A 23,393-nucleotide genomic window follows, 5' to 3' on the forward strand; every position below is an offset into this window, starting at 1 on the left:
ATATAGAGGAAAATATAGAGGAAAATATAGAGGAAAATATAGAGGAAAATATAGAGGAAAATATAGAGGAAAATATAGAGGAAAATATAGAGGAAAATATAGAGGAAAATATAGAGGAAAATATAGAGGAAAATATGAGCGAAATTTTAGACGATACACAAGATGAGTTTGCAAATTTAAATGAAAATGATATTATGTTGGCTTTAGGCGAAGAGCTTGCTCCAGCTATTGTAGAAAAGAAAGAAGAAAATAGATTAAGCACTCAAGAAAAAATAGAAAATTTACAAGAAGATGAAATGGTAAATGAGCTTAGTAAGAGTATAGCTCAAACCATTACTTCAAGTATTACTGATGATACTTTAAAGGCAGCCTTGAAAGGTATGAAGATGAATATAAACATCAATATAAGCTTTGATGAGGATAAACATTGAGCGGTCAAATTTTAATTATTTCAGGGCCAAGTGGAGCAGGTAAGAGTACCTTGCTTCAAAAACTTTTTAAAGAAAAAGATAATATTTATTTTTCTATTTCTAGTACAACAAGAGCTCCTAGAGAAAATGAAAAAAATGGAGTAGATTATTTTTTTATCAGTGAAGAAGAATTTAAACAAGGTATAGAAAAAGGTGATTTTTTAGAATGGGCTTTAGTGCATAAAAATTACTATGGTACATCGTTAATTCCTGTAAAAAAAGCATTGCAAGAGGGTAAAAGTGTCATTTTTGATATAGATGTGCAAGGCTTTTGCATAGCTAAAGAAAAAATGCCTAATTATATTACTTCTGTATTTATCACAACTAAAGATAAAAAAGAACTTGAAAAAAGATTGCTTAAGCGAAATACTGATAAAATAGAAGATATTAGCAAAAGATTAGAAAATGCTAGTGATGAAATGGCTTATTTGGATCGATATGATTTTTTAATCATCAATGATGATCTTGAAAAAAGTTATAGGGAGTTAGAAGCAGTTTTTGAAGCTTCAAAATTAAAAAGTACAAAACATGATTTAAAACAAATTCAAATTCAATGGAATAAAGGAGAATAAAATGCATATGCCAAGTGGAACCCAATGGTTAATCATATTACTTATTGTAGTATTACTTTTTGGTGCTAAAAAAATTCCAGAGCTTGCTAAAGGTTTAGGAAAAGGTATTAAAACTTTTAAAGATGAAATGAATACTGATGATGATAAAAAAATCGTTCAAGAAGATGCACAAAAAATTGAAAAAATCAACGAGAAAGATGTGCTGGTAAAAGAAAATAATGAAGAAACAAAAAAAGCTTAAGGCGATACGTTGAAAACTTTAGTTTATAAAGAAATTAAAGAGAAACTAGGAAGAGATTTTATCTTAGAAAATCCTAAAAATAAAAATCTAGCCCATTTTGCTACACCTTTGGCTTTTTCTTTAGCTAAAGAATTAAGGCAAAACCCTGTAATAATTGCTAATGATATTGTTGCTAAGTTAAAAGATTGTGATTGTTTTGAAAGTGTAGAGGCTTTAAATGGTTATGTAAATTTTAAGCTTTCAAAGGCTTTTTTAAATTCTTTGGCTACGCAAGCTTTGGGTGATAGTGAAAGTTTTGCAAAAGATGAAAAAAAAGAGCAGAGTTTTTTACTTGAATATGTTAGTGCAAATCCAACAGGACCTTTACACATAGGGCATGCTAGAGGGGCTATTTTTGGTGATACTTTAACTAGGGTTGCTAGACATTTAGGATATAAATTTGATACAGAATATTATGTTAATGATGCGGGTAATCAAATTTATCTTTTAGGTCTTTCTATATTGCTTGCAGTAAAAGAGCATTGTTTAAAAGAGCAAGTTCGATATCCTGATGAGTATTATAAAGGTGAATATATCATAGATGTGGCAAAAGAGGCTTTTGCTGAATTTGAAAAAGATTTTTTTATAGAAGGAAATATTCCACAATTAGCGCTTTGGGCTAAGGATAAAATGCTAAAAATTATTAAGCAAAATTTAGCCGATGCTAAGATATTTATTGATACTTATGTGAGTGAAACAAGCTATTATAGTGAATTAGAAAATACTTTAAAAGCCTTAAAAGAGCATGGTGGTACTTATGAGCAAGATGGTAAAATATGGCTTGCATCAAGTGCTAAAGGTGATGAAAAAGATCGTGTGATTATTAAAGATGATGGAAAAGGAACTTATTTAGCTGCTGATATAGTTTATCATAAAGATAAAATGAGTCGTGGTTATGATAAGTGTATCAATATATGGGGAGCTGATCATCACGGCTATATAGCTAGAATGAAAGCTGCTATGGAATTTTTAGGTCATGATAGTCAAAATCTTGAAATTATCTTAGCACAAATGGTTTCACTCTTAAAAAATGGCGAGCCTTATAAGATGAGCAAAAGAGCAGGAAATTTCATTTTAATGGGCGATGTTTTAGAAGAACTTGGTAGTGATGTGCTAAGATATATTTTTATCAGTAAAAAATGTGATACGCATTTGGAATTTGATGTAGATGAGTTTAAAAAAGAAGATAGCTCTAATCCTGTGTATTATATTAATTATGCTCATGCGAGAATTCATCAAGTATTTGCCAAAGCAGGTAAGAGTGTAAATGATGTTATATATGCTAAATTTGAGAGTTTAAATGAAGATGGTATGAATCTTTTGTTTGAAAGCTTAAATTTAAAAGCAGTACTTAATGATGCATTCGAATCAAGAGCCTTGCAAAAAATTCCTGATTATTTAAAAAATTTAGCCTCTTTATTTCATAAATTTTATAATGAAAATAAAGTTGTTGGCTCAAGCAATGAAGATGAGCTTTTAAAACTTTTTGCTATATGTGCCTTGAGTATTAAAACAGCTTTTGCGCTTATGGGAATAGAGGCAAAGAATAAAATGAATCACGATTAATTTTGATCGTGATTTTTGCTTTTTTTAATACTTCTTGTCATCATAAAGCTTTGTTCAAAAAATAAAAGCAAGGTTATGCTTACTCCTACTGCTAGAGCTAATGTTACCGAAAGTGTTGTAAAGAAATAATCAAAAAAATGAATCAAAAAATTAGTTTTTTCGCCAATATCCTCTGAGCGTATAAAAGAAATCAAATACAATATAGCTTTGTATGCGTAAATTCCGGGTATCATAGGGATAAGAGCGGGAAAAGCTATAATTTCAGCAGGTGTTTTAAAAATCTTAGCTAAAAACAAACCAAGACAGCCTATACTAAAAGAAGCTATAAAGGTTGCAATAGCCAAGGTTTGAAAGCCAAAATAGCCCATTAGAGTAAAACGCATACCATGAGCTATAGCGGCTAATATGGCTGAAAGTATGAGTGTTTTAAAGGGTGGATTACACACATAAGCAAAACCAAATCCTGTTAAAGCTGCAAAAAACATATCCCAAAGTATAGAAGAATAATCAATCATCTTAAAATTCCAAAGTCACTAATGCTAAGAGTGGTATAAATTCCAATAGCAATACAACATACCAATATCGCCACACTAATAATACGACTAAAACCCATAAGTATGTGATCTTTTAAAATATCTATAATTGAGTTTATAAAATAAACTCCAGGTATTAAATACAAGATACTAGAACCCAAAGCAATATTTGCTTCTTGTATAAGCTTTAAATCCACTCCAAAAAACACAATAAAAGAAGATAAAAAAGAGCAAAAAATATATTGAATTCTTAAATCAATTTTTATTCTAGTGAGTAAAACTCTCAAACTAAAACCCACCAAAGTAGCTAAAAATACAAATAAACATCCATAAAAATCTCCCCCAAATAGCTTACAAAAGGCCGAATTTGCTGCTGAAACTAAAAATAAATTAGCTAAAAAAGGATTTCTTTTGGTTTGTTTGAGTTTTAAAAGAGAAATTTTGGCTTCTTCTAGATTATATTTATGATCATGAATTTGCCAACTTAATGCACTAAGTTCTAAAATAAGTTTAAAATTAATATGATTGTGTTTGTTAGGTATGATGTAGGTTCTTTGTATAGAGTTATCATCTTTATCAAAAATATTTAGCGTAGTATGATGAAAGAAAAAATTCATATTAATTTCATAACCATACGCATTAGCTATCCTTCCAACACATTTTGCTACTCTTGCTGTGTAAGTTCCTGCACTTAGAAAAACGCTAATATATTCGATTAAAAAATTAGTTAAATTTTGAATTGATGGTTTTTGCATAAATATTCTTTAAAATAGTTTTTAAAGATTTTATCAAAATTAAAATATAAAATCTTATAAATTTAAAATATTTTTGTAAAAATATTAAAAATATATGCACTAGGTAATTTAAGGAAGTTAAAAAAATTAAGTGCGATTTTTCTTTTTTTGTATATAAATATAAATAGCTAAAAGCATACTTATAAAAATAATACAAGCAATAATAACAAAATGTAGATATTCTTTAAGTAAGTCTTCATTTTTACCTAAAATATAACCTAATATAAGTAAAATCAAACACCAAATTCCAGCTCCCAAACTAGTATAAAATATAAATTTTTTCAAATTCATTCTTGCAAGTCCAGCAGGTAAAGAAATGTATTGACGCAATCCAGGGATTAATCTACCACTAAATGTTGATATTTCACCATGTTTATTGAAAAAGGCTTCAAACTGAGCAAATTTTGTTTCATTAACTCCAAAATATTTACATATTTTTAAAATAACATTACGCCCTAAAAAATAACATAAGTAATAATTTAATAAAGCACCCAAAAGAGCTCCAAAAGTCCCACAAAGTAGACATAGCCAAAAGTTAAGTTCGTTTTGATGGGCTAAATATCCAGCAGGTATCATGACTACTTCACTAGGAAAAGGAAAAAAGGAGCTTTCTATAAACATAAGAAAGATAATCCCCCAATAACCCCAATCTTTTGCAAGAGTAAGTAAAAAATCTATAATATCACCAAGCATAAACACCCTTTAATTTTTTAAACTAATGATATAAATTTAGTTTTAATGTTTTAAAAATATAGCATGGCTTTTGCACAAATGGCTATTAAAATGCATAAAATCAATGCAATCAAGTGAGATTTTAAAGGATCTTTTCTTTTTAAAATTTTTATAAAAAACAAAGAATAACAAGTTAAAGCTAACATTGTTATTAGTAGCAAAAGCTTGATAAATAAAAATACTCCAAAATTGCTTGCAAAAAAATCCCAAAAAGAATTAAATTCATAAAAACTTAAAAGATAAAAACCACTCAATAAAAGTAAGATAAAAATACTAGCAAAAATAAAAATACTTGACTTGGTATAGGCTTTTTTAATTTTATCGCAATCTTCTTTGCTTTCGTGTTTATAAGCAAAGCAATAAACACAAACATCAAAAAATACATAGGCTATAAAAAATATAGCACAGATAAGATGAATACAAATAAAAATAAAATGCATAACTAATCTCCTTAAAAAATCATAGCACAATTTTAAGGAGATGTAAAATTAAAGTTTTTCTAAAATTTGGATAGTTTTGATTTTATCTCCTGCTCTAATGCTATCTAGTACTTCTAAACTTTCTTTGTCTTCAGGATTGATTTGTCCAAAGATAGTATGCACTCCATCTAAATGAGGTTGTGGGCTGTGACAAATAAAAAATTGTGAACCACCTGTATCTCTACCAGCATGAGCCATAGATAAGCTACCTCTTAAGTGCTTGTGTTTTTGATCGTCACATTCACATTCTATCTCATAACCAGGGCCACCTGAACCTATACCATAAGGGCAGCCACCTTGTATTACAAAATTTGGAATCACGCGGTGAAAAACAAGCTCATCATAAAAACCTTCATTGGCTAAGTTGGCAAAATTACACACAGTTTGTGGCGCTTCATCGGGAAATAATTCTAATTTCATATCACTTTTTTCGGTGCTAATGATAGCAAAATTGTATTTTTTTGCATCTTTTATGTCGATTTTTTTAAGCATTTTTTGCTCCTATTCTATGTTGGTATAAACTGCTTGTACATCATCATCATCTTCTAATTTATCAAGCAATTTTTCAATATCAAGAAGTTGCTCTTCGCTAAAGCTTACGGGGTTATTAGCAAGATATTCAAGTCCTGCTTTTTTAAGCACTAAGCCTTTTTTTTCTATGGCATTACTAAGCTCACCAAAAGCAGTGTAATCACCTATAATTAGTAATTCTTCTTTATTTTGTTCAAGTTCTTCAAGTCCTGCATCAATGAGTTCAAGTTCAAGTTCTTCTAGATCTCCATCATATTTTTCAAGATGAAAAACAGCTTTATGTGAAAACATAAAAGTTAAAGAGCCATTTTGTAAAATTTCTCCACCATTTTTGCTAAAAATTGCTTTTACATTAGCCACTGTGCGTGTAGGATTATCACTCATACACTCAACAATGATTAAAGCTCCATGTGCTGCTTTTCCCTCATAGTGGATATTTTTAATATCAGCACTATCTTTTCCACTTGCTCTTTTAATAGCTGCATCGATATTGTCTTTTGGCATATTATTAGCTTTTGCAGTAGCTATGGCACTACGAAGCTTTGGATTCATATCAGGATCAGCTCCGCCTTCTTTTGCTGCTACTTGTATAGCCTTTGCAAGTTTTGGAAAAAGTTTGCTCATTTTATCCCATCTTGCTTCTTTAGAGGCTCTGCGATATTCAAACGCTCTTCCCATAAATTCTCTCTTTCTTATATTGTTTTAAAGTTAAAAGTATAAACTAAGAAGTCTAAATTTGATTTTAAAGGAGCAAAAGAGTGATCAGAAAAGCTAGGAAAGATGATGTTAAAAAATGCATACAATTGCTTGCTTTGGCAATGGATCATTTTATATATAAACTTAGTGGCTATAATGATCATCAAAAAGCCATAGAGGTTTTAGAAAATTTCTTCACTCAAGAAAATAATCGTTTAAGCTATGAAAATATATATGTTTATGAAGAAGATAATGAAATTTTAGGTGTGATTTGTTTTTATGATGGGGCTTTGGCAGATGAGCTAGATAAGCCTTTAAATGAGCATTTAGAATTTTTAGGAATTAATGAAAAAGTTTTAAAAGAATGTGATAATGAGTTTTATTTAGATAGTATTTGCGTGGATGAAAAGGCAAGAGGGAAAGGTATTGCTAAGAAATTGATTGAATATGCCTTCGATGAAGCTTTGAAAAATGATAAAAAACTTTCATTAATCGTAGAAGATGAAAATATAAATGCAAAAATGCTTTATGAAAAAATGGGTTTTAAATTTATAAAAAATAAAATTTTTCACACTCATAAATATGAATACAGAGAAAAAGGAGAATAAATGATTATAAAAACTAAAAATATTAATTGTCAAAGTTGTGTAAATTTAATCAAAGCTTCATTGGAAGATGAATTTGGTGCTATGCAAATAAGTGTTGAAAATAAAAGTATAGAGATTGATTTAAAAGCAGAGCAAGTTGAAGAGTTTAAAAAACAATTGCAAGATTTAGGTTTTGAGACAGATGAAGCATGAGTTAAAGTTAAAAATAGGCAATATGACTTGTGTTAATTGCTCTAATGCTATAGAAAAAGTTTGTGCAAAAATTGATGGGGTAGAAGATGTAAGTGTTTCTTATGTCAATTCTAGTGGAGTGTTTTTGCTTAAAGATTTATCTTTAGAAGCAAAGATCAAAGAAAAAATCAAAGCTTTGGGTTTTGAGATATTGCACGAAGAACAAAATTTATACGAATTTAAACTCAAAGAGCTTAAAAATATGAAAACAAAGCTTATTATGAGTATAATTTTAAGCTCTATTGTGATGTATTTTGAAATGTTTGTTCAAGGAAATGTTTCTGCTTTAATTCAAATGTTTTTATCTATGATAGCGATTTTTTATTGCGGAAAAGGTTTTTTTATCCACGCTCTTAAAGGATTAAAACATAAAAATTTAGATATGAATACCTTGATATCTTTAGGCGCTTTTACTTCTTTTATATATTCTTTTTTTGTGTATTTTGAGGTATTTAGTAAAGATGGTTATTTGTATTTTAGTGGCGGAGCGATGATTGTAAGCTTTGTTTTATTAGGTAAATACTTAGAAGAAAAGGCTAAATTTAAATCCTTAGAATATCAAAACAAACTAAAAAATATAGATATTAAAAAAGCTAATATAATCTTAGAAGATGCAAGTATAAAAAGCATACCTAGTGCTTTTGTAAAAGAAAATGATGTGATTTTAGTGAAAGAGGGTGAAAGCGTTGTTGCTGATGGGGTAATTATAGCAGGCGAGGCTGAGGTTGATGTGAGTTTTTTAACAGGAGAGTTTTTACCACTTTTGAAAAAGCAAGATGATGAGATTTTAGCAGGAAGTGTGTTGATTAATGGAAGTTTAAAGATTAAAGTTAATAAAAAGGCGATTGAAAGCTCATTAGAGCAAATCAAAGATCTTGTTTTTAAAGCAGGTAATGTCAAAACACCTTTAGCAAATTTAGCGAATAAAATTTCAGCTTATTTTGTAGCTTGTATTATTGTTTTATCGCTTTTTGTGTTTGTTTTTTGGTATTTTAAAGAAGGAGTCAACGCAGCATTTTTACATGCTTGTGCCACTCTTTTAATCTCTTGTCCTTGCGCTTTGGGCTTAGCAACCCCTATAGCCATAGTTAGTGCTTTAGCAAATGGTGCAAGAAATTTTATCTTAGTAAAAAATCCAGCGGTATTAGAGAATTTAGCTAGTATAAAACTTGCTATTTTTGATAAAACAGGCACTTTAAGCCAAGATGACTTAAGTGTTTATAAGCATAATCTTACTCAAGAAGATTTTCAAAAACTTACCCAAATTGAAAATTTAAGCTCACATCCTATTGCAAAGGCTTTTATTAAAGAATTGAATATAAATTTAAATTTACAAGGAAAATTAAGTGTTTTAGTGGGTAGTGGTTTGCTTTATGAGGAAAATGAAGATAAATATTTAATAGGCAATGAGAAATTAATGCTTGAAAATAGTGTTGATATACAAAAAAGTAAGCAATTTTTGCAAGAATTTGAAGATCAAGCACCTATATGTTTGTATTTTGCAAAAAATAATATTTGTCTTGGCGGGGTTTGTTTAAAAAATGAACTTAAAAACGAAGCTAAAAATTTGATAGCAAATTTAAAACAAAAAGGTATAAAAAGTATTATTTTAAGTGGTGATAATAAAAAAAGTGTTACTAAAATAGCAAATGAGCTTAATGTTGATGAATATTATTCTGATTTAAAACCTGAGCAAAAACTTGATTTCATAAAAGAAAAAATCAAAAAAGAAAAAGTTCTTTTTATAGGAGATGGTATCAATGATGCTCCTGCTTTAAATTTAGCTAGCGCAAGCATAAGTTTTTCTAAAGCAAGTGAGCTTGCTAAAAAAAGCGGAGATTTGATTTTGATAAAAGATGATTTATCTTTAATAGCTTATTGTTTTGAGCTTTCTCAAAGAACTAAAAATATCATCAAACTTAATCTTTTTTGGGCTTTTGTTTACAATGCTTTATGTATTCCCATTGCGGCAGGTCTTGTGCCATTTATAAGTCTTAGTCCGCATTTGGCAGCTTTAGCAATGTGTTTTAGTTCAGTAACGGTTGTAGTCAATTCTTTGAGATTGCGTTAGATATTTCAGTTTTATTTAATATTTGTTGTATTATATTAATATAACTTTAACAAAAAGGAGTATTTAATGAATTGCAATTGTAGTTTTTCTATGATGAGTGTAATAAGATATTCTAAAATGATTATCTTGCTTACCGTTGCCTCTTTGGCTGCTATTGTTGTTTTTGGTAATATAACTGATTATAATTCAAACTTTCAGTTTGTAAAACATGTTATGAGTATGGATACTAAGCCTGATTATTTAGGTAATGCTATTATTTATAGGGCTATTACAAATTCTACGATCCATCATATTGCCTATATCTTTATTATTTGTTTTGAAGCTTTTATTATGCTGACTGCTTTAAAAGGTGCTTTAGATATGTTTAAAGCAAGAAATTTAGATGCAAAAACTTTCCATGAAGCTAAAAAATTTGGAATCATTGCTTTAACTTGTTGTTGTTTGTTATGGTTTTTTGGTTTTCAAGTAGTGGCTGCAGAGTGGTTTGGCATGTGGATGAGTAAAACTTGGAATGGTTTGCCTGATGCTACTAGATTAGTAACCTATATGCTTTTAGCATTAGTTTATATTAGTATTAAAAACGATGATTAAATCACAAACTCTCTGTTGAGGGTTTGTGGAAAATATAAAATGTTTTTATAATGATTGAGCTTGTAAATATTTATTTCTTCTTTTTTTGTAATTATTCCATAATTTAAAAAACAAGAAAATTAAAGCTAGGCTCAGTGCTAAAAAATGTGGAATTTGCGGTATTTTTGCAGATAAAAAATAATGCCAAGATACTAGTAAAAAGCAAAAATAGCCAAATTTTCTTATCTTACTTAATTTTTTAAAAAGCTTAAATGAGCTTATAAACATAAGTGTGAGTATGAAAAAGCTTATAAAACCACTAAATTCTAAATTTTTACTAAAAGTATCTTTGAAAAAAAGCATTAAATCTAAATTTTTACTAAAAGCAAAGTAATTAAAAAAGTGAATCAAAGCCCAAAAAAATGCATAAAAACCTAAAAATTTAGGGTAATCTTTTGTGTGTTTATACTTTAAAAGTGAAAAAAATAGGCTTAATCCAAAAAAGATTAAGCCAAATACACCACTATAAAAATATACAGATTTTACAATATCAAATTCTTGCATGATTTGATAAACACTAAAAACAATACTTAAAACAAAAGCTAAAAATCCACTGATATTATAAACTTTTTTGCTCATTAAAAATTAACCTTTAAATCCATATCTTTATACAAATGCGCTACTTCTTTTTCATAGCCATTAAACATTTGCGTAGGCTTAGTGAAAAAATCTCCCAAAGGACGCTCGTTTGCTTGAGACCATCTTGGGTGAGAGACATTTGGATTAACATTAGCATAAAATCCATATTCTCTAGGGTTTGCTAACTCCCATGTGCTTTTAGGTTGTTCTTTGGTAAATTCTATTTTTACAATAGATTTTATACTTTTAAAGCCATACTTCCATGGAACTACAAGGCGAATCGGTGCTCCATTTTGTCCTAATAAAGGCTTTTTATACATGCCCACAGCCATAAGTGTTAGTGGGTGCATAGCCTCATCTAATCTTAAGCCTTCTACATAAGGATAATCAAGAGTTGGAAAAAATGAGGCTTGATCGGCAAATTGATTTTTATCAAAAAGAGTGGTAAATTTTATAAATTTAGCCTCACTTTTAACTTTACATTTTTCTATTAAAGCACGCAATTCAAAACCAACCCAAGGCACCACCATGGACCAAGTTTCAACACAGCGAAATCTATAAATTCTCTCTTCTAATGGAAAAGCCAATAAATCTTGCATAGTTAAAGTCAAAGGTTCTTCAACTTCCCCGCTAACTTCTATTTTCCAACCATTTGTGTTGAAATTTTTTGCAAGCTCAACAGCTCTTTTTTTATCAGTAGAAAATTCATAAAAATTAACATAATTAGTTGCAATTTTTTCTTCACTTAAATTTAATTTTTCATTATTAGGATCAGGAAAGAAATTTAATGCCATTAATTCAGATTGAACTAAAGCTGAACTAACTAAAGCTCCAGCACCTAGTTTTAAAAAATGGCGTCTTTTGTTATATAATTGTTCGTTTGTGATATTCATGAAGCATCCTTTATATATTTTGTGATATTAAAACATATAAAGGAAAATAGAAGGATAATTTTTATTATTTTATAAAAAATATTTTTAAAAAATTACCTCATTGTTTTCAGATAGAGCAGGATTGTTTTTTGGAAATGGAGAAGTATTGGTGTAGTACTCTCTTTGTTTTTCATAAATTCCTTGATAAACCCCTTTTGGGATGATAAATTTTCTAGCGCTATCAGGATAAAGTTCTAAGTATTTTGTTAAAAATTCTTTAAAAACCGGCGCAGCAGTTCTTGCCCCACCTTCTATTTGTTTCATAGGCTTATTATCATCATTTCCATACCAAATGATAGCTTCTATTTCAGGAGTTAAGCCACAAAACCACGCATCAATGCTTTTATTTGAAGTGCCTGTTTTTCCAGCTATTTCAATCCCTTCTACTCTAGCATTACGCCCAGTGCCTTTTTTTACAACATTTTGCATCATATCATTGACTAAAAAGGCTTGTTCAGGTTCGCTGATTTTTCTTTCTCCGGAATTAAATTCTACTACTATTTTACCATTTTTATCGATTACTCTTTTAATGAGTAATAAGTCTTTTTGCACACCATAGTTTCCAAATACCGTGTAAAGTTTAGCATAATCATAAATGGAAATTCCAAAGCTACCCAAAACTATAGATAAATCAACTGGTATGTTTTCAAAGCCCATAAATTGAAGCTTATCGTGGATTACATCAAGTCCTAGGGCAAGAGCTAAATTTATGGTAGCTAGGTTTCTTGAGCCAGTTAGCGCTTCTTTTAAACTTATGAGTCCTAGAAATTTTCCACCATAATTTTTAGGTTTCCAATCTTTCTCATCTTTTTTAGTACTTTCAAAAATTCTTGAAATATCAGCAACCTTACTCATAGGAGAATAGCCCATGTCAATGGCAATTTGATATAAGAAAGGCTTAAAAGAACTCCCCGGTTGTCTTAAGCTTTGAGTGGCGCGGTTGAAATTACTTTTTGTGTAATTTACCCCGCCAACTAAGGCTAAAATGTCTCCATTTTGATGATTTGCTACTATCATAGCTCCATTGAGTGTGCTTAAATTTGCATCTTTATCTCTTTTAACTATTTCATCATAGCCAAATTTTAAGGCTTCTCTTGCAATATTTTGCACATCAAGATCGATAGCAAGTTCTATTTTATAGCCACCACTTTTTAAGTCTTTAATCCCGCTTAGTTGTTTTAAAACTTCTTGGGTTACATAAGGAGCTGCATTTTGTGTTAAGGTATCATCATATACTTTTGGAATTTCTTTTAAGGCATTTTCATACTCTTCTTTAGAAATCCAACCAAGATTATACATCCTTTGTACTACGCTATTTGCTCTAGCTAAAGAAAGATCTAAATGTCTAGTAGGATCATAAGTACTTGGAGCCTTTGGCATACCTACCAAAATGGCAATTTCTTTTAAGCTAAGCTCATCTAAATTTTTTCTAAAATACCCAAGTGCAGCAGTTTTTACTCCATAATATCCATGTCCAAAGAAGATGAAATTTAAATATCTTTCTAAAATTTGCTCTTTAGTTAAAGTACTTTCTATCTTATATGCAAGCAAAGCTTCTTTTAGCTTTCTGCTCAAAGTACGCTCAGGAGTTAATTCTGTATTTTTTATGAATTGTTGAGTAAGAGTGGAAGCTCCTTCCATAGTTTTTCCACCGCTTCTTATGATTTTAATAGCTGCTCTAAAAATTGCATCTATATTAACCCCGCCATGTTCAAAAAAGCTAGTATCTTCAATGGCTACCAAAGCTTCTATAAGTCTTGGTGGAAGTTCTTCATAAGGAGCATAAAAGCGGTGTTGCTCGAAAACATTTGCAACTAATTTTCCATTTTTATCAAAAATTTGTGTTGTAAGAGGTGGTTTATAATCTTTAAAAGTGTATTGATTTAAATCAGAATCAGAAAATAAATATGCAATAAATATAAAAACTCCAACCGCACACACTATACAAAAAGAAAGAAATATTTTTAAAATTTTTATCATAAAAATGCTTTCAAAAGTTCTATATTAAGCCCTAGCGCTGTACTTTGATGACCTATGATTTTTTTAATGTATTTTTTATGAAATCCCTCACACATCACAGCACCGGCTTTACCTTGATAAAGTTTTGAATCAATGTATTCTTGCATATCTTTTAAATCAAATTTATCTAAGATCAAATCACATTTGCTAAGATTGAAAATCTTTTTATCTTCTAAAACTAAAATCATCGCGCTTAAAACGCTAATACTTTTACCACTTTGTAAATTGAGCATATTAAAAGCTTCATTATCGCTTTTAGCTTTAGTAAGAATGATATTTTGAGTACAAACTATACTATCAGCAAATAAAACATTTTTAAAATCAGGATATTTTGCAAAAAATTGTCTTTCTTTTTCTAAAACAATTTTTTGCACATAAGAGCTTGGATTATCTTTTTTTATTAAACTCTCATCATAATCGATAATAATTTGCTCAAAAGCGATATTTGCTTCTTTTAATAAAGCAACGCGTGAAGGCGAACTTGAAGCTAAATAAAGCATTAAGCAAGACTTTCTTCTATAATTTTTCTAGCATGATCAAGTGCTTGTTCTATTTTACTTGTATCTTTACCGCCAGCTGTTGCAAAATCATCTCTACCGCCACCGTTTCCACCAAGCATTTGTGCAATTTCTTTTACCAAAACACCAGCTTTTAACGAAGTGTCTTTAACACCTGCTGCTATGATAATCTTACCTTTTTTTTCTTGTAAAAGTAAAATTACAGCTTTGTTAAATTTATTTTTAAACTCATCTATCATAGTTTTTATATCACCACTATCTATTTTTTGTACACAATATTGAATGCCATTTAATTCTTTAGAGTTTAATTCTGTTTTGTTTGAATTTTTTAATTCATTTTTTAAACTAGCTATTTCATTTTTTAATTTTGCTACATAGCTTAAAATATCATGAGTTTTTAACTCTTCTTTGGCTTGATTAAGCTCTTTTAAATTTTCACTAACATAATCAAGTGCAGCTTTACTTACCACCGCTTCTATCCTTCTAACCCCAGCACTAACACCACTTTCTTTGATGATGTAAAAACTTCCTATTTCAGAGCTATTTTTCACATGAGTACCACCGCAAAGCTCTTTGCTAGCTCCTAGGGTTAAAACTCTTACTTTTTCTTGATATTTTTCACTAAATAAAGCTATTGCACCACTTTTTTTAGCTTCATCTAAAGCTAAAATTTCAATTTTAGCTTCATTTGCTTGCATGATGTAAGTATTTACCAAAGCTTCTATTTGCTTTAATTCTTCTTTATTTAGAGCCTTTGGATGAGTAAAATCAAATCTTAATTTATTATGTTCCACCAAAGAACCTGCTTGGCTAATGTGTGAGCCAAGAATTTCTCTTAAAGCATGGTGTAATAAATGTGTCGCACTATGATGTCTTGCGATTTGTTCTCTTTTTTTAGTATCTATGCAAGCTAACACTTCATCGTTTGTTTTAAGATCTTGTTTTAATTTCACTTGACTAAGATTAATATCAAAGAATTTTTGTGTATCTAAAACCTCATTTTCATTGATAAAACCTATATCAGCACTTTGCCCTCCACTTGTTGCGTAAAATGGAGTTTTTTCAAGCATTAACCACGCTATATCTCCTGCCTTAGTTTCGGTTATGATTTTAAAATTTTCATCCAAAATAGCCATGATTTTAGTTTTTTCTTCATAATTTTCATAACCACTAAAAGTATTTTTGCCAAATTTTTCTAATAAAACTTTAAAGTCCCCGCTAACCGCTTTATCCCCACTTCCTTTCCAAGAAGCCTTAGCTCTATCTTTTTGTTCTTGCATAAGCTCATTAAATTTAGCCTCATCTATACTAAGATTTTTTTCTCTTAGCATATCTTGGGTTAAATCAAGCGGAAAACCATAAGTATCATAAAGTTTAAAAGCTACTTCACCACTAAAAATATCTTTAGTTTTTTTAAGTTCTTCGTTAAAAATTTCTATACCATTTTCAATAGTGCTTAAAAATCTTTCTTCTTCTAGTTTGATTTGTTCTTTAATAAATTCTTTTTTTTCATTTAAGTAAGTATAATGCCCACCCATTAACTCACAAACTACATCTACAAGCTCATACATAAAAGCTCTTTTAAGACCTAACAAATATCCATGTCTTAAGGCACGACGCATAATTCTTCTTAAAACATAGCCCCTGCCTTCTTTATCAAACCCAACTCCTTGAGCAAGTAAAAATACACTTGATCTTATATGATCAGCAATTACTCTATAACTAGCTCCGCTTTCATAAGTATAAGTTTTACCGCAAAGTTTTACAATACTCTCAATAATAGGCATAAACAAAGAACTATCAAAATTACTAAATTTTCCTTCTTTTATAGCACTAACTCTTTCAAGCCCCATGCCTGTATCAATACTTGGTTTTGGTAATGGAGTAAGCGTTCCATCTGCACTTCTTTCATACTGCATAAAAACTAGGTTCCAAATTTCTAAGAACCTATCTCCATCTCCACCCATATAATCTTCACTAGAATTAAAATGCTCAGCGCCTTGATCATAAAAAATTTCACTACAAGGCCCGCATGGTCCAGTATCGCCCATTTGCCAGAAATTATCTTTATCGCCAAATTTATAAATTCTTTCTTTTTCTATATGTTTTTGCCAAAGCTCATATGCTTCATCATCACTTTCATGAACGGTTACATATAATCTTTCTTTAGGTAATTTTAAAACTTCAGTTACGAATTCCCAAGCATAAGCAATGGCTTGTTCTTTAAAATAATCTCCAAAACTAAAATTCCCAAGCATTTCAAAGAAAGTATGATGTCTTGCCGTATAGCCTACATTGTCTAAGTCATTATGTTTTCCACCGGCTCTTATACAAGTTTGACAGCTTGTTTTACGCGGAGGATTAGGGCGTGGTACTTCTCCGGTAAATATGCTTTTAAAAGGTACCATACCTGCATTAGTAAAAAGTAAAGTTGCATCATCAGGCACCAAAGGGCTTGAAGGAGTGATTTCATGTCCTTTTGATTTAAAAAATTCTAAATATTCTTTTCTTATATCCATAGATTTTCCTAGCTAGTTTTTTGCTTAAAATAATACCAAAAATACTTTAAATTAAGTAAAACTATCTTATAATCATGATTTTAAATTTATAAGGTTAATATAATGAAAATTCCTTTTATAGACTTAAATGCTCAATATAATGCTTATAAAAATGAAATCGATGAGGCTATTGGTGAAGTTTTACAAAGCACCTCTTTTATAGGTGGTGCAAAATTAGAAGAATTTGAAAATAATTTGGCTAAATATGTAGGTGTTAAATATGCAATAGGCTGTTCAAGTGGCACAAGCGCGTTATTTTTAGCCTTGATGGCTTTGGGTGTGGGTAGGGATGATGAGGTAATAGTGCCAAGTTTTACCTTTATAGCTACGGCTGAAATGGTTGCTCTAATCGGTGCTAAGCCTGTTTTTGTAGATATTGATTTTAAAGATTATAATCTTAGTTTAGAAAAAGTTCAAAGCGCTATCACGCCTAAAACTAAAGCTATAATTGCTGTGAGTATTTTTGGACTTATGCCTGATATGTTTGCTTTAAAAGAACTTTGTAAAAGTCAAAACATTGCTTTGATAGAAGATAGTGCGCAAAGTTTTGGAGCTAGTCAAAAGGGTGTAAAATCATGTTCTATAGCTGATATATCTTGCACAAGCTTTTTTCCGTCTAAGCCTTTAGGTGCTTATGGAGATGGCGGGGCGATTTTTACCCAAGATGATGAATTAGCACAAAAAATAAAAATTTATTTAAATCATGGACAAGTGCAAAGATATAAGCATAAATACATCGGTATTAATGGAAGGCTTGATACCATCCAAGCGGCTGTTTTAAATGTGAAATTAAAATACTTAGATGAAGAGATTAAAAAAAGAGAAGTAATAGCAAAAGTTTATGATGAAAATTTAAAAAATTGTATTTTACCGCCAAAAAAAGATGATTTTGTGAGTGCTTGGGCTCAATATAGCGTGCGTGTAAAGAATAGAGAAAAATTCATGCAAAAATTACAAGAGCAAGGTATACCTACTGCGGTGCATTATCCTTTGGGGCTTCATTTGCAAGAAGCTTTCGATTATCTTGCTCATAAAAAAGGTGATTTGCCAAATACGGAGCTATTAAGTGATGAAATTTTATCCTTACCTATGAGTGCATTTTTAAAAGAAGAGCACCAAGCTAGAGTGATTGAGGCTTTTAAATGAAAATAGGGCTTATAGGCCTTGGTAAAATGGGTAAAAACCATTTAAGAGAACTCGAGCGTAATTTAAAAGTAAAAGAAATTCATCTTTATGATCCTTTTTGTAAAGATAAATTTAAACACTTTTTTCATAAAAATTTTGATGATTTTTTAGCACAAAATCTTAATGGTGTTATCATTGCCACGCCTACTCATACGCATTTAGATATAGCTTTAAAGGTTTTTCCTAAAATAAAAAATGTTTTAATAGAAAAGCCTTTGGCATTAAATGTAGATGAAATTTTAATTTTAGAGCAAAAAGCTAGAGAAAATAAAGTCAGAGTAGGGGTGGGCTTTTGTGAGAGATTTAATCCGGCTATTTTAACTTTAAAAGAAAAACTTTTAGAAGATGAGATTATAAGTATTAACATACAAAGAATTTCTCCTTATCCACAAAGAATAAATGATGTGGGTGTTTTAAGTGATCTTAGTGTGCATGATATTGACTTAGTTAGATTTTTAAGTCAAGAACAAATTTTAAAAGCAAATGTTTATAAAAGCTTTCATCATGATAAATTTGAAGATGAGGTAATGATAGGTTTAAAATTGGAAAATATTTTAGCAAACATCCATGATAGTTGGAATGGACAATGCATTATAAGAAAGATCACACTTTTAGGTAAAAAACATACTTATGAACTTGATCTTAAAAATTTTGAACTTTTTATTAATATGCAAAAAATTCCAAATTTATATAAAAATTCTCCTTTATATGCTGAGCATGAGGCTTTTTTTGAGTTTTTACAAAATGGGGTTTGTGAAAATTTAGCTAGCATTGAAGATGCTTTGAGAGTGCAAGAAATTTTAGAAGGTGTTTGATAGTGAAATATGTATTTTTTTTAAATATGGGCGGGGTTAATAAACTTGATGAATGTGAAGTTTTTTTAAAAAATATGTTTAATGATCCTTATATTTTAGGGATAAAAAATGTTTTTTTAAGAAAATTTGTAGCTTTTATGATAAGAAAATCAAGATTAAAAGCTATGAAACAAAACTATGAAAAAATGGGCGGGAAATCCCCGCTTACTCAAATCACACAAAGTTTATGTGATAAATTAAATTCTAAAACTAGAGAATATAAATTTGATTTTATTAGTCTTTATGTACCACCTTTTGCAAATGAGGTTTTTTCAAAATATGATTTTAAGCAAAATGACGAAATTATTTTATTTCCTCTGTATCCTCATCATTCTAAAACCACTGTAACTAGTTCTTTAGAAGTAGTGGAAAATGAGCTAAGAAATATCCAAAACCAAGCTAATGTAAAAATCATTGATGTTTTTTATAAAGATGAACTTTATAATGAAATGATTATAAAGCATATTTTAGAAAAAAAGAGAGAATACGATTATAAAATTTTGATTTTTTCTGCGCATTCTTTACCGCTTTCAGTGATTAAAAAAGGTGATTTGTATGAAAAACATGTGCAAGAGCATGTGGATATTTTAAAAGAAAAACTTAAAAATAAATTTGACCAAATCATTTTATCATATCAATCAAAACTAGGCCCAGTTAAATGGCTTGAGCCTAATACAAGTGATATTTTAGAAAGTTTAGATCAAAAAGCTTTGATTTATCCTGTATCTTTTTGTATAGATTGCTCTGAAACGATTTTTGAGCTTGGAGTTGAATATAGGCACTTAGCAAAAAGCGATTATGAGCTTATTAAATGTCCTAATGATAGCGATGAGTTTATAGAGTTTATTTTAAATCAAGTAAAAATATAGTTTTTATATTAATTTTTATAGCGGTATTAAAAACATATATTTTTTTTCTCGGGATATTTTCTAAATTCCAGTTTGATAGTTTTTGATTGAAATTTATACATCCACTAAACATATTTTGTGTGCTTATAACACTATCAATATTCCAATTGTTTAAATCTTGATTAAATTTTGGAGTTTTTGAAAAAGGAATTTTGAAAATAGATTCACAAAAAAATGCATATTCCATCCATAATACATTTGAAACATCCCAGCAATGAATTTTAAGCTTTTTTGTTGTAGTTATTTAGAGCTTGTTGGATCTTATATCCTAAAACACTCCTTCAATATTGTCAACATTGCTTGTATCTATATTTTTAAGCGGAATATCTGGTAGTATCAAATATTTAAGAGTTTCTTTTGTTTTTGGTTTGTGTATTATATTTTTTGATTGCAGTTTGAGTAAATACAATATAACTAAAAACACAAGTAAGGTTATAAATAATAAAATCCAATGTTTTAAATAAGCGAAACAAAAAATCAATATAAAAAAAGATTATTATTGTAATTTTATTTTTTAATGTCATTGTTTTTGTTTTCTATTGGTTTTAAATAACTTTCTTTAATCAAAAGATTTACTGTATCTTTAAACATAGGTAAAGCACTTTGTGCGGCATAATAACTATAAGCTTTGGTAGGATGTCTTACTAAAACTCCAATGGTATAGGTATTTTTCTCATCATTTGCAAAGCCAAAAAACGAGGCATTATAGCGATTTGAAGTATAGCCTTTTCTTTCAGCAATCCTAGCTGTACCCGTTTTTCCACCTATAATGATACCTTGAGTTCGTGCTTTTTTACCGGTTCCTTTTTCTATAACATTAATTAAAATTTGCTGCATTTCTTTGGCAGCTTTGCTTGAAAGAATTTTTTCTTTCTTAACTTCATCATCAAGTTTTATTAAACGCCCATCTTGATAAATTTTATTTGCAATTTGTGGGGTGATGTAAATTCCATCATTGTTAAATACATTATAAGCAGCTAAAAGTTGTATAAAAGTTGTTTTCAAGCCATAACCATAACTTAATACAGATTTTTCAACTTCTCTTAATCTTTTTGGATTTGGTATTTCTCCTTTTTGCTCATAAGGAAGATCAATACCGCTTTTTTCTCCAAAACGAAAAATTCTAAGTCCTGAGATGATTTCAAGATTACTTAATCTTTGGGCAATTTTAATCATACCGACATTTGAAGAGTAAGTAATAACTTCTTCCATGCTCATTTTATTTTTTTTGTGATCATCGCGTATGGTAAAACGACCAAGTTTGTATTGTCCACCTTGAGTATCAATGATTTCATCAACTTTGATTTTATCAAGCATTAATGCAGTGGTAAATATAAAAGGTTTTATAACAGATCCTGCTTCATAGCCATATTCTATGGCACTTGCATTGAGCACAGATAGATCTTTTCCGCGATTTTGCGGATCATATCTTCTTGAGCTAGCAAGTGCTAGAATTTTTCCGCTTTTGCTTTCCATGATGGCAACTATAATTTCATTGGCTTTTAGATCTTCATTTCTTTTATCGATAGCTTTTTCTAAACCTTTTTGAAGTTTTAAGGAAATATTTAAGTATAAATTACAACCATCTATTTTGCGTTGTTCATAAGAATGCAAATTCAAGATGATATTACCACCTATATCTCTTAAACCTTGAATTTTAGCATTTTGCAAAGGATTTAAACATTCATTATAGTATTTTTCCAAACCTTTTATGCCGACATTTTTAAAAATTTCACTTTGCTCATCCATATAGGTTCTTGTGTAGCCTATGATTGGAGTAAGTGAATCTTTTGGCATATATACACGATCTTCTTTGTGTTCTATAATATCAAGCCCTCTTGTCTCCACTCTGCCATTATTATTTGTGAAGGATTTAAAAAAACCTTGAGTATAAAGTTTTTTAGCTAGTTCTTTTAAATAACTTGCGTCTTTTGAGTTAATATCTTGGAGTAAAATAAAATTATAACTTCTTTTTTTCTTTGCAAGCATTCTTTTTTTTATATCTTGCATTTGTTCATCACTTGCGCCACTATAAATTTGAAAAAGAGTTAAAAACAAATCCTTTTTATCGGGATTTAAGCTCCTTAGATCAATTTCAGCTCTATAAATTTGCCTACTAGAAGTTACGGTAAAATTATCGCTTGTGATGATATTACCTCTAAGAGCGGAAAAATATTGTTCTTTTTGAGTATTTGGTATATGGCGTTTTGAGGTTAGAAAAAAAGTAGAAAGTAAAAATAAGGCCATAAAAAACAGAGCCATACAAAAAGCAAAAGCTACTTTTGAAACCCTATTTCTAATGGTGTTTGAAAGCATATATTAAATTTGGGTTCTTGAAATTTCTTTATATGCGTTTATAGCCTTATTTCTAACTTCAAGCATAAATTTCATACTTGATTCAGCTTTGCTAATCGCAATTGCAGCTTGATGTAAGTCTTTGACTTCGCCTGTTGCAATGTCTACCATAGCAGCTTCGGCAGTTTCTTGAGTTTTATTAAGATCGTTGATGGAATTTTTTAATAAACTCGAAAACTCATCTCCTATGTTGCTTGTGTTGTTATTATTGTTTTTGTTATTAACATTGTTAAATTGATTTATACCATTAATAGTGTTCATTTATTAACCTCTTAGTAAATCTATCGCACTTTGTGCTATAGTTTTGGTGCTAGTAAAGGCACTTACATTAGCTTGATAAGCTCTTGTTGCTTCTATTAAATCGGCCATTTCAATAACAGGATTTATATTTGGATAAGCAACATAACCTTGTTCATTCGCATCTGGATGAGATGGGTCAAATTTCATACGAAAATCTTTATCATCTCTTACAACTTTATCAACTACTACGCTCATTATAGCAGGTTTTGCATCTTTTTGTGAAGCAGGATCGTTTAAAGGATTTTCATATTCTAAAAAATTATTATCTTTAGCTATTTGCTTGTTTAGCAATTCGTTAAAATCAGTTGCTTTGAAAATCACTTCTCTTCTTCTATATGGACCACCTTCTGCTGTTCTAGTAGTATTAGCATTAGCTATATTTGAGCTAATTACATTCATTCTAAAGCGTTGAGCACTAAGTCCATATCCACTAATATCAAAATCACTTAAATAAGCCATTATTTTTCTCCTAGCCTAATTTAGAGCTTGTTTCTATGATGGTTGAAAAAATATTACTTTGTCTTCTTAAAACACCATCTAAAGCAGAAATCATCATAGTATTTTTGCTCATTTCAGTAGTTTCTACATCAAGATCTACTGTATTTGCGTCATTTCTTGCCAAATGTCCATCTCTTAAATAAATAGTTGATTTATTAGGATCTGGAAATTTCCAAGGTTTTTGATGATTTGTATTTGTGCTTGCTAATTCAAGCTCTTTAGTATCTTTTTTTTTGAAAATTTCATTTGCTCTATTAACTAAAGCAGTTTCAAATTCTATATCTCTTGCTTTATAAAAAGGAGTATCAACATTTGCAAGGTTAGAATTAATCATTTGACTTCTTAGATTTCTTCCTGCTAAAGCATTAACAATAAGTTCTTTTGACTTAAAAGGGCTTATCATAATTTTTCCTTTAAAATAAAGCTTTTATAGACTAAAAGCAAAAATCATTCCAAAATATTTATGCAATTTTATTTATGTATAAGTATATCTT

At 29.6% G+C, this 23,393-nt stretch carries 26 protein-coding genes and 1 pseudogene; 11 read left to right on the forward strand and 16 right to left on the reverse strand.

Translation table 11 applies throughout. The features are described from left to right. The 4 genes and pseudogenes from CAMP5063_RS02135 to argS all read left to right on the forward strand — a co-directional run. A pseudogene (locus CAMP5063_RS02135) lies at nt 1-431 on the forward strand (highly acidic protein); the annotation flags it as partial. Next, complete coding sequence (gmk, locus tag CAMP5063_RS02140; RefSeq protein ID WP_220566902.1) at nt 428-1,042, forward strand: guanylate kinase; 615 nt, start codon at nt 428-430, stop codon at nt 1,040-1,042. The pseudogene CAMP5063_RS02135 and the gene gmk, both read left to right, overlap by 4 nt. 1 nt (nt 1,043) lies before the next feature. After that, nucleotides 1,044-1,283 (forward strand): twin-arginine translocase TatA/TatE family subunit, encoded by a 240-nt coding sequence (locus tag CAMP5063_RS02145; RefSeq protein ID WP_133318671.1) that lies wholly within the window; start codon nt 1,044-1,046, stop codon nt 1,281-1,283. A gap of 9 nt (nt 1,284-1,292) precedes the next feature. After that, nucleotides 1,293-2,888, forward strand: a complete 1,596-nt coding sequence (gene argS / locus CAMP5063_RS02150) for an arginine--tRNA ligase (RefSeq protein ID WP_337194734.1) — start codon at nt 1,293-1,295, stop codon at nt 2,886-2,888. Here the strand turns inward: argS and CAMP5063_RS02155 are convergent. From CAMP5063_RS02155 to CAMP5063_RS02180, 6 genes are all read right to left on the reverse strand, one after another. After that, nucleotides 2,885-3,403 carry a threonine/serine exporter family protein gene (locus CAMP5063_RS02155; protein ID WP_133318673.1) on the reverse strand — a complete coding sequence of 173 codons (519 nt, stop codon included), beginning with the start codon at nt 3,401-3,403 and terminating at the stop codon, nt 2,885-2,887. The two genes, argS and CAMP5063_RS02155, sit on opposite strands and share 4 nt — an antisense overlap. Further along, nucleotides 3,400-4,176: a threonine/serine ThrE exporter family protein gene (locus CAMP5063_RS02160; RefSeq protein ID WP_220566900.1), complete on the reverse strand. Its 777-nt coding sequence runs from the start codon at nt 4,174-4,176 to the stop codon at nt 3,400-3,402. The genes CAMP5063_RS02155 and CAMP5063_RS02160 overlap by 4 nt, the downstream gene beginning before the upstream one ends. 126 nt (nt 4,177-4,302) lie before the next feature. After that, a complete protein-coding gene (locus tag CAMP5063_RS02165) occupies nt 4,303-4,908 on the reverse strand; it encodes a DedA family protein (protein ID WP_263661035.1) in 606 nt (201 codons plus the stop codon). Nucleotides 4,909-4,958: 50 nt separating this feature from the next. Beyond that, entirely contained in the window at nt 4,959-5,387 is a 429-nt protein-coding gene (locus tag CAMP5063_RS02170) for a trehalose-6-phosphate synthase (protein WP_263676102.1), read from the reverse strand. Nucleotides 5,388-5,435: 48 nt separating this feature from the next. Next, nucleotides 5,436-5,918: a peptidylprolyl isomerase gene (locus CAMP5063_RS02175; protein WP_337194735.1), complete on the reverse strand. Its 483-nt coding sequence runs from the start codon at nt 5,916-5,918 to the stop codon at nt 5,436-5,438. Between the two features lie 9 nt (nt 5,919-5,927). Next, nucleotides 5,928-6,635 (reverse strand): YebC/PmpR family DNA-binding transcriptional regulator, encoded by a 708-nt coding sequence (locus CAMP5063_RS02180; protein WP_263709189.1) that lies wholly within the window; start codon nt 6,633-6,635, stop codon nt 5,928-5,930. 80 nt (nt 6,636-6,715) lie between these two features. Here CAMP5063_RS02180 and CAMP5063_RS02185 point away from each other — a divergent pair, with 80 nt between their 5' ends. The 4 genes from CAMP5063_RS02185 to CAMP5063_RS02200 all read left to right on the forward strand — a co-directional run bounded on the left by CAMP5063_RS02185 (nt 6,716) and on the right by CAMP5063_RS02200 (nt 10,154). Next, nucleotides 6,716-7,261: a GNAT family N-acetyltransferase gene (locus CAMP5063_RS02185; protein ID WP_220566897.1), complete on the forward strand. Its 546-nt coding sequence runs from the start codon at nt 6,716-6,718 to the stop codon at nt 7,259-7,261. Next, complete coding sequence (locus CAMP5063_RS02190) at nt 7,262-7,453, forward strand: cation transporter (protein WP_263659023.1); 192 nt, start codon at nt 7,262-7,264, stop codon at nt 7,451-7,453. Then, complete coding sequence (locus tag CAMP5063_RS02195) at nt 7,443-9,563, forward strand: heavy metal translocating P-type ATPase (protein WP_337194736.1); 2,121 nt, start codon at nt 7,443-7,445, stop codon at nt 9,561-9,563. The genes CAMP5063_RS02190 and CAMP5063_RS02195 overlap by 11 nt, the downstream gene beginning before the upstream one ends. Before the next feature lie 66 nt (nt 9,564-9,629). Beyond that, nucleotides 9,630-10,154 carry a DUF2165 family protein gene (locus CAMP5063_RS02200; protein ID WP_220566893.1) on the forward strand — a complete coding sequence of 175 codons (525 nt, stop codon included), beginning with the start codon at nt 9,630-9,632 and terminating at the stop codon, nt 10,152-10,154. A gap of 45 nt (nt 10,155-10,199) precedes the next feature. Here the strand turns inward: CAMP5063_RS02200 and CAMP5063_RS02205 are convergent, their stop codons facing one another. The 5 genes from CAMP5063_RS02205 to alaS form a co-directional block, all read right to left on the reverse strand. Next, nucleotides 10,200-10,772, reverse strand: a complete 573-nt coding sequence (locus CAMP5063_RS02205) for a sulfite oxidase heme-binding subunit YedZ (RefSeq protein ID WP_337194737.1) — start codon at nt 10,770-10,772, stop codon at nt 10,200-10,202. Next, complete coding sequence (gene msrP / locus CAMP5063_RS02210; RefSeq protein WP_133318683.1) at nt 10,772-11,665, reverse strand: protein-methionine-sulfoxide reductase catalytic subunit MsrP; 894 nt, start codon at nt 11,663-11,665, stop codon at nt 10,772-10,774. Before msrP ends, CAMP5063_RS02205 begins: the two co-directional genes overlap by 1 nt. Before the next feature lie 84 nt (nt 11,666-11,749). Further along, the gene (locus tag CAMP5063_RS02215) at nt 11,750-13,681 is read right to left on the reverse strand and encodes a PBP1A family penicillin-binding protein (protein ID WP_337194764.1); all 1,932 of its coding nucleotides are present in this window, start codon (nt 13,679-13,681) and stop codon (nt 11,750-11,752) included. Then, complete coding sequence (gene maf / locus CAMP5063_RS02220; RefSeq protein ID WP_263725742.1) at nt 13,681-14,223, reverse strand: septum formation inhibitor Maf; 543 nt, start codon at nt 14,221-14,223, stop codon at nt 13,681-13,683. The genes CAMP5063_RS02215 and maf overlap by 1 nt, the downstream gene beginning before the upstream one ends. Next, on the reverse strand, nt 14,223-16,760 hold the full coding sequence (alaS, locus tag CAMP5063_RS02225; protein ID WP_337194738.1) for an alanine--tRNA ligase: 2,538 nt from the start codon (nt 16,758-16,760) through the stop codon (nt 14,223-14,225). Before alaS ends, maf begins: the two co-directional genes overlap by 1 nt. Before the next feature lie 108 nt (nt 16,761-16,868). Here alaS and CAMP5063_RS02230 point away from each other — a divergent pair, with 108 nt between their 5' ends. Genes CAMP5063_RS02230 through hemH form a run of 3 tightly spaced genes read left to right on the forward strand, consistent with a single transcriptional unit; the run spans nt 16,869 to nt 19,707 of the window. Then, the gene (locus CAMP5063_RS02230) at nt 16,869-17,945 is read left to right on the forward strand and encodes a DegT/DnrJ/EryC1/StrS family aminotransferase (protein WP_337194765.1); all 1,077 of its coding nucleotides are present in this window, start codon (nt 16,869-16,871) and stop codon (nt 17,943-17,945) included. Continuing rightward, complete coding sequence (locus CAMP5063_RS02235) at nt 17,942-18,799, forward strand: Gfo/Idh/MocA family protein (protein WP_337194739.1); 858 nt, start codon at nt 17,942-17,944, stop codon at nt 18,797-18,799. Before CAMP5063_RS02230 ends, CAMP5063_RS02235 begins: the two co-directional genes overlap by 4 nt. A gap of 2 nt (nt 18,800-18,801) precedes the next feature. Continuing rightward, a complete protein-coding gene (hemH, locus tag CAMP5063_RS02240) occupies nt 18,802-19,707 on the forward strand; it encodes a ferrochelatase (protein ID WP_263660142.1) in 906 nt (301 codons plus the stop codon). Here hemH and CAMP5063_RS02245 read toward each other — a convergent pair. The 5 genes from CAMP5063_RS02245 to flgB all read right to left on the reverse strand — a co-directional run bounded on the left by CAMP5063_RS02245 (nt 19,682) and on the right by flgB (nt 23,302). Beyond that, nucleotides 19,682-19,990, reverse strand: coding sequence for a BspA family leucine-rich repeat surface protein (locus CAMP5063_RS02245; protein WP_337194766.1), 309 nt, complete (start codon nt 19,988-19,990; stop codon nt 19,682-19,684). The two genes, hemH and CAMP5063_RS02245, sit on opposite strands and share 26 nt — an antisense overlap. Nucleotides 19,991-20,253: 263 nt before the next feature. Beyond that, nucleotides 20,254-22,062, reverse strand: coding sequence for a peptidoglycan D,D-transpeptidase FtsI family protein (locus tag CAMP5063_RS02250; protein WP_220566884.1), 1,809 nt, complete (start codon nt 22,060-22,062; stop codon nt 20,254-20,256). A 3-nt stretch (nt 22,063-22,065) separates the two neighbouring features. Beyond that, a complete protein-coding gene (fliE, locus tag CAMP5063_RS02255; protein ID WP_133318690.1) occupies nt 22,066-22,362 on the reverse strand; it encodes a flagellar hook-basal body complex protein FliE in 297 nt (98 codons plus the stop codon). A 3-nt stretch (nt 22,363-22,365) separates the two neighbouring features. Continuing rightward, entirely contained in the window at nt 22,366-22,860 is a 495-nt protein-coding gene (gene flgC, locus CAMP5063_RS02260; RefSeq protein WP_133318691.1) for a flagellar basal body rod protein FlgC, read from the reverse strand. A 10-nt stretch (nt 22,861-22,870) separates the two neighbouring features. Further along, nucleotides 22,871-23,302, reverse strand: a complete 432-nt coding sequence (flgB, locus tag CAMP5063_RS02265; protein WP_263728303.1) for a flagellar basal body rod protein FlgB — start codon at nt 23,300-23,302, stop codon at nt 22,871-22,873. Nucleotides 23,303-23,393: the final 91 nt, after the last annotated feature.

The sequence above is a fragment of the Campylobacter sp. RM5063 genome (assembly GCF_024723655.1).
GTDB classification, from domain to species: domain Bacteria; phylum Campylobacterota; class Campylobacteria; order Campylobacterales; family Campylobacteraceae; genus Campylobacter_D; species Campylobacter_D lari_D.